This window comes from Thalassospira povalilytica, from assembly GCF_002844235.1.
GTDB classification, from domain to species: Bacteria; Pseudomonadota; Alphaproteobacteria; order Rhodospirillales; family Thalassospiraceae; genus Thalassospira; species Thalassospira povalilytica.
Window position 1 is genome coordinate 442,961 of the sequence record NZ_PGTS01000003.1, and the last position, 15,424, is coordinate 458,384.

The 15,424-nt window shown below is 56.4% G+C and carries 15 protein-coding genes; 14 read left to right on the forward strand and 1 reads right to left on the reverse strand.

The window, feature by feature from the left end:
- The first annotated feature begins 50 nt into the window (after window positions 1–50).
- The 8 genes from cmk (at window position 51) to CU041_RS10545 (ending at window position 7,245) form a co-directional block, all read left to right on the forward strand.
- Complete coding sequence (gene cmk / locus CU041_RS10510; RefSeq protein WP_101246838.1) at window positions 51–695, forward strand: (d)CMP kinase; 645 nt, start codon at window positions 51–53, stop codon at window positions 693–695.
- A 234-nt stretch (window positions 696–929) separates the two neighbouring features.
- On the forward strand, window positions 930–2,633 hold the full coding sequence (rpsA, locus tag CU041_RS10515) for a 30S ribosomal protein S1 (RefSeq protein WP_101246839.1): 1,704 nt from the start codon (window positions 930–932) through the stop codon (window positions 2,631–2,633).
- A gap of 186 nt (window positions 2,634–2,819) precedes the next feature.
- Window positions 2,820–3,035, forward strand: coding sequence for a hypothetical protein (locus CU041_RS10520; protein ID WP_101246840.1), 216 nt, complete (start codon window positions 2,820–2,822; stop codon window positions 3,033–3,035).
- 68 nt (window positions 3,036–3,103) lie between these two features.
- Window positions 3,104–4,027 (forward strand): signal peptide peptidase SppA, encoded by a 924-nt coding sequence (sppA, locus tag CU041_RS10525; RefSeq protein ID WP_101246841.1) that lies wholly within the window; start codon window positions 3,104–3,106, stop codon window positions 4,025–4,027.
- Between the two features lie 70 nt (window positions 4,028–4,097).
- Window positions 4,098–4,373: an integration host factor subunit beta gene (gene ihfB, locus CU041_RS10530; RefSeq protein ID WP_101246842.1), complete on the forward strand. Its 276-nt coding sequence runs from the start codon at window positions 4,098–4,100 to the stop codon at window positions 4,371–4,373.
- Window positions 4,374–4,589: 216 nt separating this feature from the next.
- Window positions 4,590–4,889, forward strand: a complete 300-nt coding sequence (locus CU041_RS10535) for a LapA family protein (protein WP_101246843.1) — start codon at window positions 4,590–4,592, stop codon at window positions 4,887–4,889.
- A gap of 184 nt (window positions 4,890–5,073) precedes the next feature.
- Entirely contained in the window at window positions 5,074–5,796 is a 723-nt protein-coding gene (gene pyrF / locus CU041_RS10540) for an orotidine-5'-phosphate decarboxylase (protein WP_101246844.1), read from the forward strand.
- 240 nt (window positions 5,797–6,036) lie between these two features.
- Window positions 6,037–7,245, forward strand: a complete 1,209-nt coding sequence (locus CU041_RS10545) for an MFS transporter (protein ID WP_101246845.1) — start codon at window positions 6,037–6,039, stop codon at window positions 7,243–7,245.
- A 90-nt stretch (window positions 7,246–7,335) separates the two neighbouring features.
- Here CU041_RS10545 and CU041_RS10550 read toward each other — a convergent pair whose 3' ends face one another.
- Window positions 7,336–8,139 (reverse strand): TSUP family transporter, encoded by an 804-nt coding sequence (locus tag CU041_RS10550; RefSeq protein ID WP_101246846.1) that lies wholly within the window; start codon window positions 8,137–8,139, stop codon window positions 7,336–7,338.
- Window positions 8,140–8,389: 250 nt separating this feature from the next.
- On the opposite strand from CU041_RS10550, the gene mutM reads away from it, so the two are divergent.
- The 6 genes from mutM (at window position 8,390) to recF (ending at window position 15,418) form a co-directional block, all read left to right on the forward strand.
- Window positions 8,390–9,229 (forward strand): bifunctional DNA-formamidopyrimidine glycosylase/DNA-(apurinic or apyrimidinic site) lyase, encoded by an 840-nt coding sequence (gene mutM, locus CU041_RS10560; RefSeq protein ID WP_101246848.1) that lies wholly within the window; start codon window positions 8,390–8,392, stop codon window positions 9,227–9,229.
- A gap of 315 nt (window positions 9,230–9,544) precedes the next feature.
- Complete coding sequence (locus CU041_RS10565; protein WP_101246849.1) at window positions 9,545–10,321, forward strand: enoyl-CoA hydratase; 777 nt, start codon at window positions 9,545–9,547, stop codon at window positions 10,319–10,321.
- A gap of 186 nt (window positions 10,322–10,507) precedes the next feature.
- Window positions 10,508–10,768, forward strand: a complete 261-nt coding sequence (gene rpsT / locus CU041_RS10570) for a 30S ribosomal protein S20 (protein ID WP_101246850.1) — start codon at window positions 10,508–10,510, stop codon at window positions 10,766–10,768.
- Between the two features lie 443 nt (window positions 10,769–11,211).
- Entirely contained in the window at window positions 11,212–12,705 is a 1,494-nt protein-coding gene (gene dnaA / locus CU041_RS10575) for a chromosomal replication initiator protein DnaA (RefSeq protein ID WP_170310207.1), read from the forward strand.
- Between the two features lie 369 nt (window positions 12,706–13,074).
- Window positions 13,075–14,193, forward strand: coding sequence for a DNA polymerase III subunit beta (gene dnaN / locus CU041_RS10580; RefSeq protein ID WP_101246851.1), 1,119 nt, complete (start codon window positions 13,075–13,077; stop codon window positions 14,191–14,193).
- A gap of 64 nt (window positions 14,194–14,257) precedes the next feature.
- Window positions 14,258–15,418, forward strand: a complete 1,161-nt coding sequence (recF, locus tag CU041_RS10585) for a DNA replication/repair protein RecF (RefSeq protein ID WP_101247044.1) — start codon at window positions 14,258–14,260, stop codon at window positions 15,416–15,418.
- The last annotated feature ends 6 nt before the right edge of the window (window positions 15,419–15,424 follow it).

The window sequence follows — 15,424 nt, forward strand, 5'->3', positions numbered from 1 at the left end:
TCGATCTGACCCAATATATATAGTCGCGATATAGACAGGGAGCGAAGCATATGATCATCGCCATTGATGGCCCGGCAGCGTCGGGCAAGGGGACGTTGGCGCGTCGAGTCGCAGACGCAATGGACTATGCCTACCTTGATACCGGACTTTTATATCGTGCCACCGGTGCGAAAGTTTTGGCTGCAAATGCCGACCCCGAAGACGAAGCAGCAGCCGTCAAGGCAGCGGAAAATCTTACGGCCAATGATCTGGACGGCGAAGAGCTCCGCAGCGAAGAAGTCGGAACCGCTGCCTCAAAAGTTGCAGCGATTCCAAAGGTTCGCGCCGTTTTGCTTGATTTCCAGCGCAGCCTTGCCACCAAGCCGCCCGGCGGAAAACGCGGTGCTGTTCTTGATGGCCGCGATATTGGAACGGTCGTTTGCCCCGAAGCCCCGATCAAGTTTTATCTGACGGCTTCAGTGGAAGAACGTGCAAACCGACGGTTCAAACAGTTGCAGGAAAAAAATCCCGCTGCTATATACGAGCGCGTTCTCAAAGAGCTTGAAGAACGGGATGCCCGAGACAGTGCTCGCGATGTCGCACCGCTCACCATGGCAAAAGACGCAATCCATATTGATACGGACCGTCTGAATGCCAATGCAGTGTTCGATGCCGTTATGGCACATATCCACACCCATATGGGCGCGGATGACTGATCAAAGGGCGTTTTAACCGTCAGGCGATGAACGATCCCGAGGTGCCGGTCATATGACCTGTCCCTAAGGTGAACGACTTGTGCGTTCACCTTTTCGTGTATGGAAGGCATGCCTTTCATGGATGTCGGGTTCGCCCAATGACTGACATTTTTGCCGCGATTTTGCGGTTTAAGACCACCGGACACAACCGGTTGGCCAGAATATGATGACGATACTCGAAAGGAAGTCTGGTTTATGACCACCGCTGAAGAAGCACAATTCTCGACCGGCGAAGATTTTGCCGCCCTGTTGGCTGAAACCCTTGGTTCTGAAGACGAAGGTTTTGTCGGCCGCGTAATGACCGGTTCGGTCGTTAAGAAAACTGACGATGACGCAATCGTCGATGTCGGCCTGAAATCCGAAGGCCGCGTTCCGCTTAAAGAATTTGGCGCAGGCGAAGTAAACATTGGCGATACCGTTGATGTTTATGTCGACCGCTATGAAAACAAAGATGGCCTGATCGTTCTGTCGCGCGAAAAAGCGCGCCGCGAAGAAGCCTGGGTTGAGCTGGAAAAACAGTTCTCCGAAGGCAAACGCGTTGACGGCACCATCTTTGGTCGCGTTAAAGGCGGCTTCACCGTTGACCTGTCGGGTGCAGTTGCATTCCTTCCGGGTTCCCAGGTTGATATCCGTCCGGTCCGTGACGTTACCCCGCTGATGAACAACCCGCAGCCGTTCCAGATCCTGAAAATGGATCGTTCGCGCGGTAACATCGTGGTTTCGCGTCGTGCAGTTCTCGAAGAGACCCGTGCAGAACAGCGTGCTGAACTGATCCAGAACCTTCAGGAAGGTCAGGTTCTTGACGGCGTTGTCAAAAACATCACCGATTACGGCGCATTCGTCGATCTCGGCGGCGTTGACGGCCTGCTGCACGTTACCGACATCGCTTGGAAACGTATCAACCATCCGTCCGAAGCTCTGCAGATCGGCCAGACTGTTAAAGTTCAGGTCATCCGCTTCAACAGCGAAACCCAGCGTATCTCGCTTGGCATGAAGCAGCTTGAAGCTGATCCGTGGGAAGGCGTCGAAGCCAAATACCCGGTCGGTTCGAAATTCGAAGGTCGTGTCACCAACATCACCGATTACGGCGCATTCGTCGAACTCGAAGCTGGTGTCGAAGGCCTGGTCCACGTTTCCGAAATGTCCTGGACCAAGAAAAACATCCACCCGGGCAAAATCGTTTCGACCTCGCAGGAAGTCGAAGTCATGGTGCTCGACGTCGATGCCCAGAAACGTCGTATCTCGCTTGGTCTCAAGCAGTGCACCTCGAACCCGTGGGATGCCTTCCTTGCAGCTCACCCGGTCGAGTCCGAGATCGAAGGCGAAGTCAAGAACATCACCGAATTCGGTCTGTTCATCGGCCTCATGGGCGGTATCGACGGTATGGCTCACCTTTCGGACCTGTCCTGGGACCGTGCTGGTGAAGAAGTCATCAAAGAATACAAAAAAGGCGACATCGTCAAAGCCAAGGTTCTTGACGTTGACGTTGAAAAAGAACGCATCTCGCTTGGCATCAAACAGCTTGCTGGCGATCCGTTCAAAGAAGCAGTTACCGGTATCAAGCGTGGCGAAACCGTCACCTGCGAGATCACCGAAGTCAATGACGGCGGCATCGAAGTTGCTGTTGGCGACACCGAACTGAAAGGCTTCATCCGTAAAGCTGAACTGGCGCGTGAGCGTTCGGAACAGCGTCCGGAACGCTTCGCAGTTGGTGAAAAAGTCGACGCACGCGTTACCGCAATCGACGCCAAAACCCGTAAAGTTTCCCTCTCGGTCAAAGCTCTTGAAGTTGCTGACGAGAAGAAAGCAATGGCGGATTACGGCTCTGCTGACAGCGGCGCATCGCTCGGCGATATCCTCGGCGAAGCTCTGCGCAAAAAGCAGGAAGGCGGCGAATAAGCCACCCTCCGACGAAATACGGTCTGATCTTTTTCGGACCGAACAGACGGGTCGCACATTGTGCGGCCCGTTTTGTTTTTGGCCTTCGCTCGGATGGCGCATGCCAACCGGCATATGGGTGAGCCGCCCGGTACGATGCGCGCCTCATGATCCGGGGGCGTTTGATGATCTTTCTATCTTGCTGACATGGCTGATCTGGTTGGGGCGGGGGTTGAGAAAACGGGTTGTTCCGGGCGCTCGTATCTGCTGGCAGCCCGGCCGGATTTGGCCTTTGAAATTGTATATCATCCGAGTTTTGACCCCGGATTGGTGCCCGGTGCTGCCCTGTTCGTCATTTTTCGCGAAAATTTTGATTTTAAACGCTTTTTGTCCTTGCCTTCTTGGCCGAGAAAAACCATTTGAAAAGGCAGGTTTTTGGGCGGACAGCCTTCTAAGTATTTGATTGAACAATTAGAACCGGGGCACCGTAAATGGCGCTTGATGCCGATATCCTGCTTGATCGACGTCGCTTGAAGAAATCAGTCTTCCGCTGGCGCGTTGTGGCCGTCATTGCTGTCATTGCCGTGATCATTATCGGTCTGGCCGGAACCGGCGTGCAGAACAGTGTTCTGGGCGGCATCGGTCCGAGAATCGTTGAAATCAATATCGAAGGCGTGATCACCGAAGATCCCTATTTGCTTGATGCGCTGGCCGCCATCGAAGAAGACAGCGACGTTGTCGGTGTGATTGTCCATATCAACAGCCCGGGCGGCACCATGGTCGGGGGCGAAACGCTGTATGAAGCGTTGCGCCGGATCGGGGAAACCCGCCCCATCGTTGCCGAAATGGGCACGGTTGCCGCATCGGGTGGCTATATGACCGCGATTGCTGCTGACCATATCATTGCGCGGCGCGGAACGATTACCGGATCAATCGGGGTGATTTTCCAGTCGATGAATTTCAACGGCACGCTTGAAAAGCTTGGCGTCGAGCCGCTTACCGTCAAAAGTGGACCGCTTAAAGCGGCACCGAATCCGTTCGAACCGGTTGATGATGCTGCAAAAACGGCCATGCAAGGCCTGATTTCCGACATGTTTGACGTGTTTGTCGGAATGGTTGCCGAACGGCGTGACATGCCGGTCGACACGGTAAAAACATTGGCAGATGGTCGCGTCTATACCGGACAGCAAGCACTTGCCAATGGCTTGATTGATGAAATTGGAGGCCGTCGTGAAGCCTTGCGCTGGCTTGAAAACGAAGCTGGTGTCACGCCGGAAGCGGACATCGTGCCGCTTGAAATTGAGTACCCGGAGGACGATTTGATGAGCGCACTCTTTGAAGGAAACCTTGGAAAAGTGCTGTCATCTGAGGGGCTTAAACTTGACGGTTTGCTAGCTGTCTGGCAACCTGAGTGATAGTTACCGAACAAATAATCTAATTCGCGGTTGAGTGAGACTGTCAGCACGAACAGGATGGGGCCTGGAAATGACAAAATCTGAATTGATTGCCCGGCTTGCTGAATTGAATCCGCATCTCTATCAGCGAGACGTCGAACGGATTGTTGCAACGATTTTTGACGAAATCACTGATGCGCTTGCCCGTGGCGACCGGGTCGAACTGCGCGGTTTTGGTGCATTTTCCGTCAAACAGCGTGATGCCCGCGTCGGGCGGAACCCGCGTACCGGTGACGCGGTCCCTGTTGGTGAGAAAAAGGTTCCCTATTTCAAAACCGGCAAGCAGCTCCGTGAACGTCTGAACTGATTTCCGTTTGATGGATGATTGATTGACGATCGCATTGCCGGTCGTCACGCAAAACCGCCACGACACAGCATGCTGTGTCGCTGGTGGCTTGGCTTTTGCCTGCGCTTTGCGCCATACTGTTGCATCAATCCCCGAACGTGACCTGTTGCCTGAATTCGGGGGACGCCTGATCTGTCGGGTGTCTGCCGCCATCCTGTCAGGCACAAGGAGCCCAGAATGCGTATCCTTTACTGGATTATTTCCATACCGCTTGCGGTCCTGATTGCCGTTTTTGCCGTGTCCAACCGTGCGCTTGTGACGCTGTCGCTCTGGCCGTTGCCCTACGAGGTCGACCTGCCGCTGTTCCTGCCGATCATGGTGGCCTTGCTTGTGGGGCTGGGCATCGGATTTGCCTATGAATGGCTGATCCATGGCAAACACCGCCGTGCCGCCCGGCGCATGGACAGTGAACTCAAACGCATCAAAAATGACGATGCGACCCCCAAGTCCGATCAAAAGGCACTTGGCCACAGCTGATCCCAAGGGCTCCTTTCGGAGCCCTTTTTTATGGTCCGTTTCCGGTGATCGAACCCGATGCATGGGGCCATGCAGTCATCTGGTACTATTTGACATTGGCCTTTGTGGATAAATCGGCTAAGCCATGTCCGGTCCGCGCAGCTGATTGTGGGCCATGACCCAATTGCCAGCAGCGGAGGACATCATGACCCGGACCCTTTCCCCAAAAGACCGCATTTTCTGTGCCATCGATACCACGGACCTTGATCATGCAATTGATCTGGCATCGCGGTTGTCGGGCGTGATTGGCGGGGCAAAGCTGGGCAAGGAATTCTTTGCTGCCCACGGTCCGCAGGGTGTCCGCGCGGTTGCCAAGACCGGCATGCCGATCTTCCTTGATGTCAAATATCACGATATCCCCAACACGGTTGCCGGTGCCATTCGTGCTGTCACTCCGATGGGGCTTAAAATCGTCAATGTTCATGCCGCTGGCGGCATCGAAATGATGAAGCGTGCCGGGGATGCCGCACGCGAAGCGGCCGACAAGGCCGGTGTCGAAGTGCCCTGGGTAATCGCTGTAACCATCCTGACCAGCATGGACCAGGCTGACCTTGATGATGTCGGGCTCAAAGGCCCGATCGAGGATCGCGTCGTCAAACTGGCCGAATTGACCAAAAAGGCCGGTCTGGACGGTGTCGTCTGCTCGGCGCAGGAAATTACCCCGGTCCGCCGTGCCCTTGGCGATGATTTCAAACTGATCACGCCGGGTATTCGTCCGGCCTGGGCATCAAGTGACGATCAGAAACGCATCGTTACCCCGGCCGATGCCGTTGCCATGGGCAGTGACGTTCTGGTTATCGGTCGTCCGATCACCAAGGCAGAAGACCCGATCGAAGCCGCCAAACGCATCGTGACCGAGCTTTCCTGATCACAGGACCGGCTCCCGCGATCAAGGCCCGGCATTGTCCGGGCCTTTGTTTTTTTGGGACAGGCCATAAAGATCAGCTGTGAATGTCGTGCATGCTGCCATGCGGATTTCGCGATGGTTTTATCGCCCGCTTTATCTCAGAATTGAATCGTTTCAAAAATTGGTGCAATATGGCCATCTCGCAGTTGCACAAAATCCGGATCCGTCGAACCGGCCCGGGTTTATCTGGATATTTCTGACATGACTGATACCGCCACCCGCCCGGGATTTCTCGGGAACTTACCGATTCTTGCCCTGGCCCTTGCGTCTTTTGGCATCGGGACCACCGAATTTGTCATTATGGGATTGCTGCCCGATGTGGCGCTTGATCTTGGTGTCACCATTCCCGATGCCGGGTTGCTTGTCACCGGTTATGCGCTGGGTGTGACCTTCGGGGCGCCGTTCCTTGCGATTGCAACGGCGCGCATGGATCGCAGGCGCGCACTTTTGCTTCTGATTTCGATCTTCATCATCGGCAATTTCCTGTGTGCTGTGGCCCCGGATTACTGGCTTCTGATGGCGGCCCGCGTTGTGACGGCCTTCTGTCATGGGGCCTTCTTTGGTCTGGGGGCCGTGGTTGCGTCAAACCTGGTGGCACCGCATAAACGGGTTCAGGCCATTGCGCTTATGTTTTCGGGGCTGACACTGGCCAATGTTCTTGGTGTGCCGTTTGGTACTGCCCTTGGTCAGGAACTGGGGTGGCGATCGACCTTCTGGGCGGTTGTTGCCATTGGCATTGTTGCTGCCCTGGCACTTTATGTTGCCTTGCCGCGCAAGATCGCCGCATCAACCGGAAGCCTGTGGGCAGAAGCCAAGTCCCTGGGCAAGGTCCAGGTCCTGTTTGCCATGCTGATTTCGGTTCTGGCATCGGCCAGCATGTTCAGCGTCTTTACCTATATCACCCCGATGCTTCAGGAAATTACCGGCATCTCCCCGCGTCAGGTGACCTATGTGCTGCTGCTGTTCGGGGTTGGTCTGACAGTGGGCAACTATATCGGCGGTCGACTGGGGGACTGGCGTCTGATGCCGGCGATCATTATTGCCTTTGTCCTGTTGATTGCCATTCTGGCCATGTTCACCGAAACCCTGACCGAAGTCATCCCGGCGGTGATCACGGTGATGCTGTGGGGTGTTGTGGCCTTTGCCCTGGTATCCCCGCTTCAGATGCGCGTGGTCAACGAGGCGTCCGAGGCCCCCAATCTGGCCTCCACCCTTAATCAGGGGGCGTTCAATCTTGGCAATGCCGGTGGGGCCTGGTTCGGTGGTCTTGCCATCACGCACGGCGTTTCCTATCAGCATATCCCATGGCTTGGGGCCGGAATTGCGGTGCTGGCGCTGCTGTTTACGGTCTGGAGCCACCTGCTTGATCGTGGCGATGAAGTCTTTGCCCAAAGTGGTGCCAACGCCTGATCATTCGGGCAAACCGTCCTTGCAAAACAAAACCCGTCAGCCTCTCGGTTGACGGGTTTTTGATATCTGTGTGCGGTCTTTTGAGCGGACCTAGCCGATCCAGTGGCGGATCTGATCATAGGTCTGGCTGATCACGGGGCCATATTGATCAATGATCAGCTTGATCGAAATCGCGATCGACGTAACGACCAGAAGCGGCCGCACAAGTCGCGCGCCGACCTTCATCACCAGATGCGATCCGATCTGCGCACCAAGCAGTGCACCAACCGCCATCACACCGCCAACAACCCAGACAACCTCGCCCCCGGCAATGAACATCACAAGGGATGCAAAATTCGATGTGAAGTTCAAAACCTTGGTATGCGCGGTTGCCTTGGTCATGTTGAAACCAAGCAGCGCGACAAAGGCGATCGAGAAAAAGGACCCCGTTCCCGGGCCAAAGAACCCGTCATAAAACCCGATGCCAAACCCGGCGGTAAAGGCAAAGGTCGCCTTGCTGATCAACTGATGCGCATCGATATCGCCCACGCGCGGCGAAAACAGGAAATAAAGCGCAATCAGGATCAAAAGACCGGGCAGGATCGTCATCAATATGCCGGGATCAAGCATCTGCACCAATACGGTGCCAAGTGCTGATCCGGCAAAGGTCAGAACAATCGCCAAAACCATGTCGCGCGGATTGACGTGACCCTTGCGGATGAAGTTAAGCGATGCGGTAAAACTGCCAAAGCTTCCCTGCAACTTGTTGGTTGCAAGTGCTTGCGCCGGTGTCACGCCCGCCCAAAGCAGGGCCGGAATGGTAATCAGGCCGCCGCCGCCGGCAATCGCATCAACACAGGCCGCAAGTGCGGCAACGCCGAACAGGATCGCTAAAAGATCAAAACCAAATTCCATCGGGTGGCTTTCGTAAAACAGAAATGTCCGCAAAGGTGGGGCAACGCGGAACCGGAAATCCCGGTGCATCCGGTGGAATGGGTCATCGGGATGCCGACGGGCGCCGCAATCATATGGTTTTGGCGGCCTGCGTCCAGATCGAAGATCGCATGGCCGGCCATCGCCCGCACACAGCATCGAAATTGATCCTTATTTTACGGTCGATTCTGGTCTAGAAAGTGGGTCGCCCTAACTTGCACGAGTTCCAGATATGCCTGAATTGCCAGAGGTCGAAACAGTTACCCGTGGTCTGACACCGGTCATGGAGGGCCGCATTGTCGATCACGTGGTGCAACGTCGCGCCAATCTGCGTTTTGCCTTTCCCGACGGCTTTGTCGATCGCATGGCCGGTCGCAAGATCGATCAGCTGACCCGGCGGGCAAAATACATTCTGGGATATCTTGATGATGGTCAGGTATTGCTGATCCATCTGGGCATGTCGGGCCGCATGACCATTCATAATGATCCGGCGGTCGCCGTTCCCGAACCGGGCAAGCATGATCATGTCGATTTCGTCATGCAGGATGGCGCTGTTGTGCGCTTTAACGATCCGCGCCGCTTCGGGGTGATCACCCTGATTGCCGCAGACGAAGTCGCCAACCACAAGATGCTGGCCGGTATCGGTCCCGAGCCGCTTGGCAATGCGTTCAATGCCGCGGTGCTGGCCGACGGGCTTGCGCGTCGCGGCAGTCCGATCAAGACCGCCTTGCTTGACCAGAAACTGGTGGCCGGTCTTGGCAATATATATGTCTGCGAAGCCTTGTTCCGCTCGGGCATTGCACCGGACCGTCTGGCAAGGGATCTCAAGCCCGGTGAAATTGACCGTCTTTATCGCGAAATCCGTCTGGTGCTGGAAGATGCCATTGCCGCGGGCGGTTCAAGCCTGAAGGATCATCGCCAGACCAATGGCGAACTGGGTTATTTCCAGCATAATTTCCGCGTCTATGGTCGCGAAGGTGAAACCTGTGTGGCGGACGGATGCGACAGCACGATCGGACGAATCGTTCAGGCCGGACGATCGACCTTCTTCTGCCCGACCTGTCAGAAATAAGCGCGCTCCATAAACAGGCATGGCAATGCGCGGCAGAGGACGGAACAGGCATATTCCGTCCTTCGACTCCGCTGCCTGATCGCTGTATCTGCTATTGGCCGCCCATATCCGGGACATAAGCGACAAGTCTTAAGCCATAAGCCATAAGCCATTAACCGCGAACCGGGCGGTCTGATCCCTGCCTCCTTTCATGATGCTTTCACGCGGTGCCGGTTGCGGGGCGGGATCAAAATCGGTAAAACAGTATCAAAATATGGTTTCAGACGAATCGGCCCCGCACAAGCCGGGCAGATCGCGGATATAAGGATTACAGGCATGTCATATGAAAACATCATCGCCGAGAAAAAGGGCAATGTCGGACTGATCACCCTTAACCGTCCCCAGGCACTCAATGCGCTGTGCGCTGCCCTGATCACGGATATCGGTGCGGCACTTGATGATTTCGAATCCGATGAAAACATTCGTGCCATTGTCATTACCGGGTCGGAACGCGCCTTTGCGGCCGGTGCCGACATCAAGGAAATGGCCGATTACGATTATATGGATGTCTATAAGAACGACTTCATCACCAAAGGCTGGACCCGTGTTGCCAGCTGCCGCAAGCCGACCATTGCCGCCGTTGCCGGATTCGCGCTGGGTGGTGGCTGTGAACTTGCCATGATGTGCGACATCATGATTGCCGCCGACACCGCTAAGTTCGGTCAGCCCGAAATCACCATCGGCACCATCCCCGGTGCTGGCGGGACGCAGCGCCTGACCCGTGCGATTGGCAAGGCCAAGGCAATGGAAATGTGCCTGACCGGGCGCATGATGGATGCCGAGGAAGCCGAACGTTCCGGTCTGGTGGCGCGAATCGTCCCGGCCGACTCGCTGCTGGAAGAAGCCCTTAAAACGGCGGAAAAGATCGCCTCCTTCTCGGGCCCGGTTTCGATGAAGGTCAAGGAATCGGTCAACAAGGCCTATGAAATGACCCTGACAGAAGGCCTGATGTTTGAACGTCGCGAATTCCATTCGACCTTCGCGCTCGAAGACCGTGCCGAAGGCATGAAGGCCTTCACAGAAAAGAGAAAAGCCGATTTCAAGCACCGTTGATTGCACGGTGCCCGGTGTAAGTTGACCCCTGATTCCGTCGCTGCATATCTGTGTTGCAGGCCAACAGAGTCCTAAACCGCAGAAATTAGGGCATCGACGCGGCATCGGGGGTTGACGAGGGTTTCGGACAGAGCTATAAGCCGCGCTCCGAATTACGTAACATTTGTTTGAAGAGACAGGTTCGCAATGGCTCACCATAAATCGGCCAAGAAGCGCATTCGCCGCAACGCCGCCCGTGCAGAAGTTAACGGCGCACGTATCGGTCGCATTCGTACCTTCGTTAAGAAGGTCGAAGCTGCGCTGAACGTTGGCGACAAAGATGCTGCTCAGGCTGCGATGAAAATCGCCGAGCCGGAAATGGCGCGCGGCGCGCAGCTCGGCGTTCTGCACAAGAACACCGTTGCTCGCAAGGTTTCGCGTCTGACCGCTCGTATCAAGGCGCTTTAATTTATCCCTTACGGGATGGCGAGTCGAAGGCCGCGCCTCTGGTGCGGCCTTTTCGCTGCCCTGATTTCGGAGAATCACCTTTTGTTCCTTGATTCCGCGGGTGCAAGAAACCGCAGAAAATAAGGAACGTTTTGGTGCCGAAATCCTTTTAACGTTCTGTTAAAGATCGCCTTGCCTGATGTGGGTCGCATCAGTACAGTGTTTGGACTTCGCAGGCCGCGCAAAGTGGCCAGTGACGAAGAACCAAAAACAAAAGGCGCGAGTACGCTTCCAGGATTTTGCGGAAGACCAGCGTGTTGATCACTACTGTGATGAACGCGGCACAGTACTATTTTGTCTTTTGCAGTCTTGAATGTGTTGAAATTGGGATATCGGGGAAGGTTCAAACAGTGCAGCACGCCGTGAGGGGAACGCAATCGGCACTCGGGCAGACCAGCGGGGGGATGCAGGGTGACCAGCAGGCAGCACTTGATGATCATACAGTCGCAATCTGGCAGGTCGTTCGTGAAAAGCTGCGCGCCGAATTCGGTGCCACAGCCTATCGCTACTGGCTTGAGCCGGTTGTCCTGATTGGTGTCGAGGCAGGTGTGGCGCGTCTTGGTGCGCCGACCCGTGCCATGCGTGACTGGGTAACCCAGCACTATCTCGACCGGATCCAGGCCTTCTGGCATGCCGAAGATGCCAACGTGCATTTCGTCGAAATCAACATCATCTCCGTTTCCAATGGCAATGCGCCCGCCAATCAGGTTGAACCAGCCGCTTCCCCGGCATCGGGTTCTGCTGCGGGCGATGTTTCCGCGACCAAACCGGCCCCCAAGGCCAAGCCGGGCGCTGGAAAGATCTCGGTTGCCGAGGCCCCCTGTCAGCCGCAGGCTGCCGGCCGCACGGCGATTGCCAGCATGTCAGATGACGGCATTTCTGCTGCCCTTGATCCGCGTTACACCTTCGACAATTTCGTGATCGGCAAGCCGAACGAATTTGCCTATGCCGCGGCGCGCCGTCTGGCCGAAGCCGAATCGGTGCCATTCAACCCGCTGTTCCTGTATGGCGGCGTCGGTCTTGGTAAAACCCACCTGATGCATGCGATTGCCTGGCATATCCGCCGCACGCAGCCGCACCGCACGGTGATATACCTGTCGGCGGAAAAATTCATGTATCGCTTCATCCGGGCGCTGCGTGACAAAAACACGGTCGATTTCAAGGACCAGTTCCGTTCGGTGGACGTTCTGATGGTCGATGATGTCCAGTTCATCTCGGGCAAGGACTCGACCCAGGAAGAATTCTTCCACACCTTTAACGCGCTGGTCGATCAGGGCCGTCAGATCATTGTCTCGGCTGACAAGTCGCCCTCTGATCTTGAAGATATCGAAGAACGCCTGCGGTCGCGTCTGGGCTCCGGCCTTGTTGCCGATATCCATGCAACCACTTACGAGCTGCGTCTGGGCATTCTCGAATCCAAGGCCGAACGTCAGGGTGTCGAACTGCCCCAGCGTGTCATGGAATTCCTCGCCCACAAGATCACGGCCAACGTGCGTGAGCTCGAAGGTGCGCTTAACCGCGTGATCGCGCATTCGCAGCTTGTCGGTCGCGAGATCAGCCTCGAAATGGTTCAGGATGTTCTTCACGATGTGCTGCGCGCCTCCGAGCGCCGGGTATCGATCGAGGAAATCCAGAAACGCGTGGCTGAACATTTCAACATCAAGGTGTCGGACATGCATTCCGCCCGCCGTGCCCGTGCGGTTGCCCGCCCGCGTCAGGTGGCGATGTATCTGTCCAAGCAACTGACCACCCATTCCCTGCCGGAAATCGGTCGGAAATTCGGCGGGCGTGACCACACCACGGTTATGCATGCAGTGCGCAAGATCGAAGAACTGCACAGTTCCGATCCGTCACTTTCCGAAGATATCGATCTGCTGCGCCGGATGCTCGAAGGCTGATTGTTTCGGTGCCTGACCGATCTGGCATCGTGGATTTTCTTGATGCCTGTGCCGTCGAATTTTGGTGCTGACGGGGCCGGACTCCGCATGGTTCGGTCGCCGGATTCCGGGTCGGAATGACGGGTAAAATTCCCCTGAAATACATGAACAAAACTGCGAGTCGCGCAGTATGCGCCGCTTTGCGCGTTTCGGGCGTAAATTGCCGTGCCGACTCCTTTTATTTGCTTGGGTTTAAGCCGTAAAAATCCTTCGATTTCGTGTCATGCATGTTATAATGCGCCTTCCTTGCCCGAAAGGGTGGGGGTCAGGTGAGAAAACTGATTAAAAATCAATTTGTTAAACTAATACTGACAGACGGATAGGACGGGCATGAAGCTGACCATCGAACGCGCGGCTCTGTTGAAATCGCTGACCCATGTTCAAAGTGTTGTTGAACGACGCAACACCATCCCGATTCTGTCCAATATTTTGCTGCGGGCAGAGAATGATCGTCTTTCCCTGACGGCAACGGACATGGACCTTGAAGTGGTCGAAACCACCACGGCCGAGGTCTCCGAACCGGGCGCGACCACGACGCCTGCACATACCCTTTATGAAATCGTCCGCAAACTGCCCGAAGGTTCCCAGGTGCAGATCGCCCTTGAACCGGGTGCCGGTCGTCTGACCCTGGCTGCGGGCCGTTCGAAATTTAATCTGGCGGTTCTGCCGGTCGATGATTTCCCGGTCATGTCCGGTGGCGATCTTCCGGTCAGCTTCGGTCTTGCTGCTGCGGAACTGCGCGGCCTGATTGATCGCGCCGAGTTCGCGATCTCGACCGAAGAAACCCGTTACTATCTCAACGGCATCTATTTCCATGCCACCGACGCCGAAGGCACCAAGATCCTGCGGGCTGTTGCCACCGACGGTCACCGTCTGGCCCGGGTCGAGGCACCGCTGCCTGATGGTGCGGAAAACATGCCGGGCGTCATCGTGCCGCGCAAGACCGTTGGTGAATTGCGCAAACTGATCGAAGAAACCGGCGAAGCGGTCGATATCGCTCTGTCGGACACCAAAATCCGCTTCGGATTCGGCAATGCGATCCTGACCTCCAAGCTGATTGATGGCACCTTCCCCGATTACGAACGCGTCATTCCATCGGGCAATGACAAGACCCTTGATATCGAATGTAAGGCCTTTGCCGATGCGGTTGACCGTGTTTCGGCGATTTCGATTGAAAAATCGCGTGCGGTCAAGGTCGTGCTGTCGGGGACGACCCTCACGCTTTCGGCTTCAAGCCCCGAACACGGCACCGCGTCCGAGGAACTTGAAATCAACTACGATGCCGAGGACATCGAAATCGGCTTTAACTCGCGCTATCTGCTCGACATCGCCAAACAGGTCAAGGGCGATACCCTCAACCTTCTGATGTCGGATGGTTCAAGCCCGACGATCCTGCGTGATACCGACGACCTTTCGGCATTGTATGTTCTGATGCCGATGCGTGTGTGACGGTAAGCACGATTAAGCTGTGGCTGCTCTTGCCAATAACCTCATGCCAAAAGACGGTGCGTCCATGACAAACCGTCTTGCCGTTTCCCGCATCCAGCTCAGCGATTTTCGCTGTTACGAAAGCCTGCGTCTGGCCCTTAGTGGCGCGCCGGTTGTGCTGACGGGACCAAACGGGGCGGGCAAGACCAACCTGCTCGAAGCGGTATCCTTGCTGGCCCCGGGCGGCGGATTGCGCCGGGCCAAACTGGGCGATATCGCACGCAGCGTCCCGCCGGCCCCGAACGGGGCAACCCGGGCCTGGGCGGTTGCTGCGGAAATCGAAACCCCTGACGGGGTGTTTCAGGTCGGATCGGGTCTTGATCCCGCTGCCCTTGAACAGGGGCGCGAACGCCGGGCTGTCCGGATTGATGGTCAGTCCCAGCGTGGGCAGGCCGCCTTGGGGCGGGTTTGTGCCGCCGTCTGGCTGACGCCACAGATGGATCGTCTGTTTCTGGACGGGCCATCGGCGCGTCGACGCTTTCTGGATCGGCTGGTCTATGGCCTTGATCCCGATCACAGCAGCCGCGTTGCCGCCTATGAGCATTCCCTGCGCTCGCGCGCCAAATTGCTCAAGGAAGGCAAGGGCGATGACAAATGGCTGGCCTCGATCGAAGATTCGATGGTCCGTCACGGCATTGCCGTTGCCGTGGCCCGGGCCGATCTTCTGGCCCGGTTAAGCCGGGCCGGCACCATGGCCATCGGGCCGTTTCCCGCCGCACGTCTGGCGCTGGCGGGGGATCTCGAAGACTGGCTGGAAAAATATCCGGCGATCGAGGTCGAAGACAGAATGCGGGCTGCATTGCGCGACGGACGTGCGCGTGATGCGACCTATGGCGGGGCGGTTGTCGGCCCGCAACGCAGTGATCTGCTGGTCTGGCACGATGCCAAGGGCCAGTCGGCGGATCAATGTTCCACCGGGGAACAAAAGGCGTTGTTGCTGTCGATTATCATGGCCAATACCCGCCTGCAAACCAAGGCACGCGGGGCTGGCCCGCTGCTGTTGCTTGACGAGGTGGTTGCGCATCTGGATGCAGAACGGCGTAAGCACCTGTTTGATGAAATCGTGGCGCTCGGCGTCCAGGCCTGGATGACAGGCACGGACCGGGCGCTGTTTGAAGGTTTGGACGGTCGTGCGCAATTCTTCCGCGTGGAGGATGCCACCCTGTCCCTGGAAACCACTCCGTGAATGCCG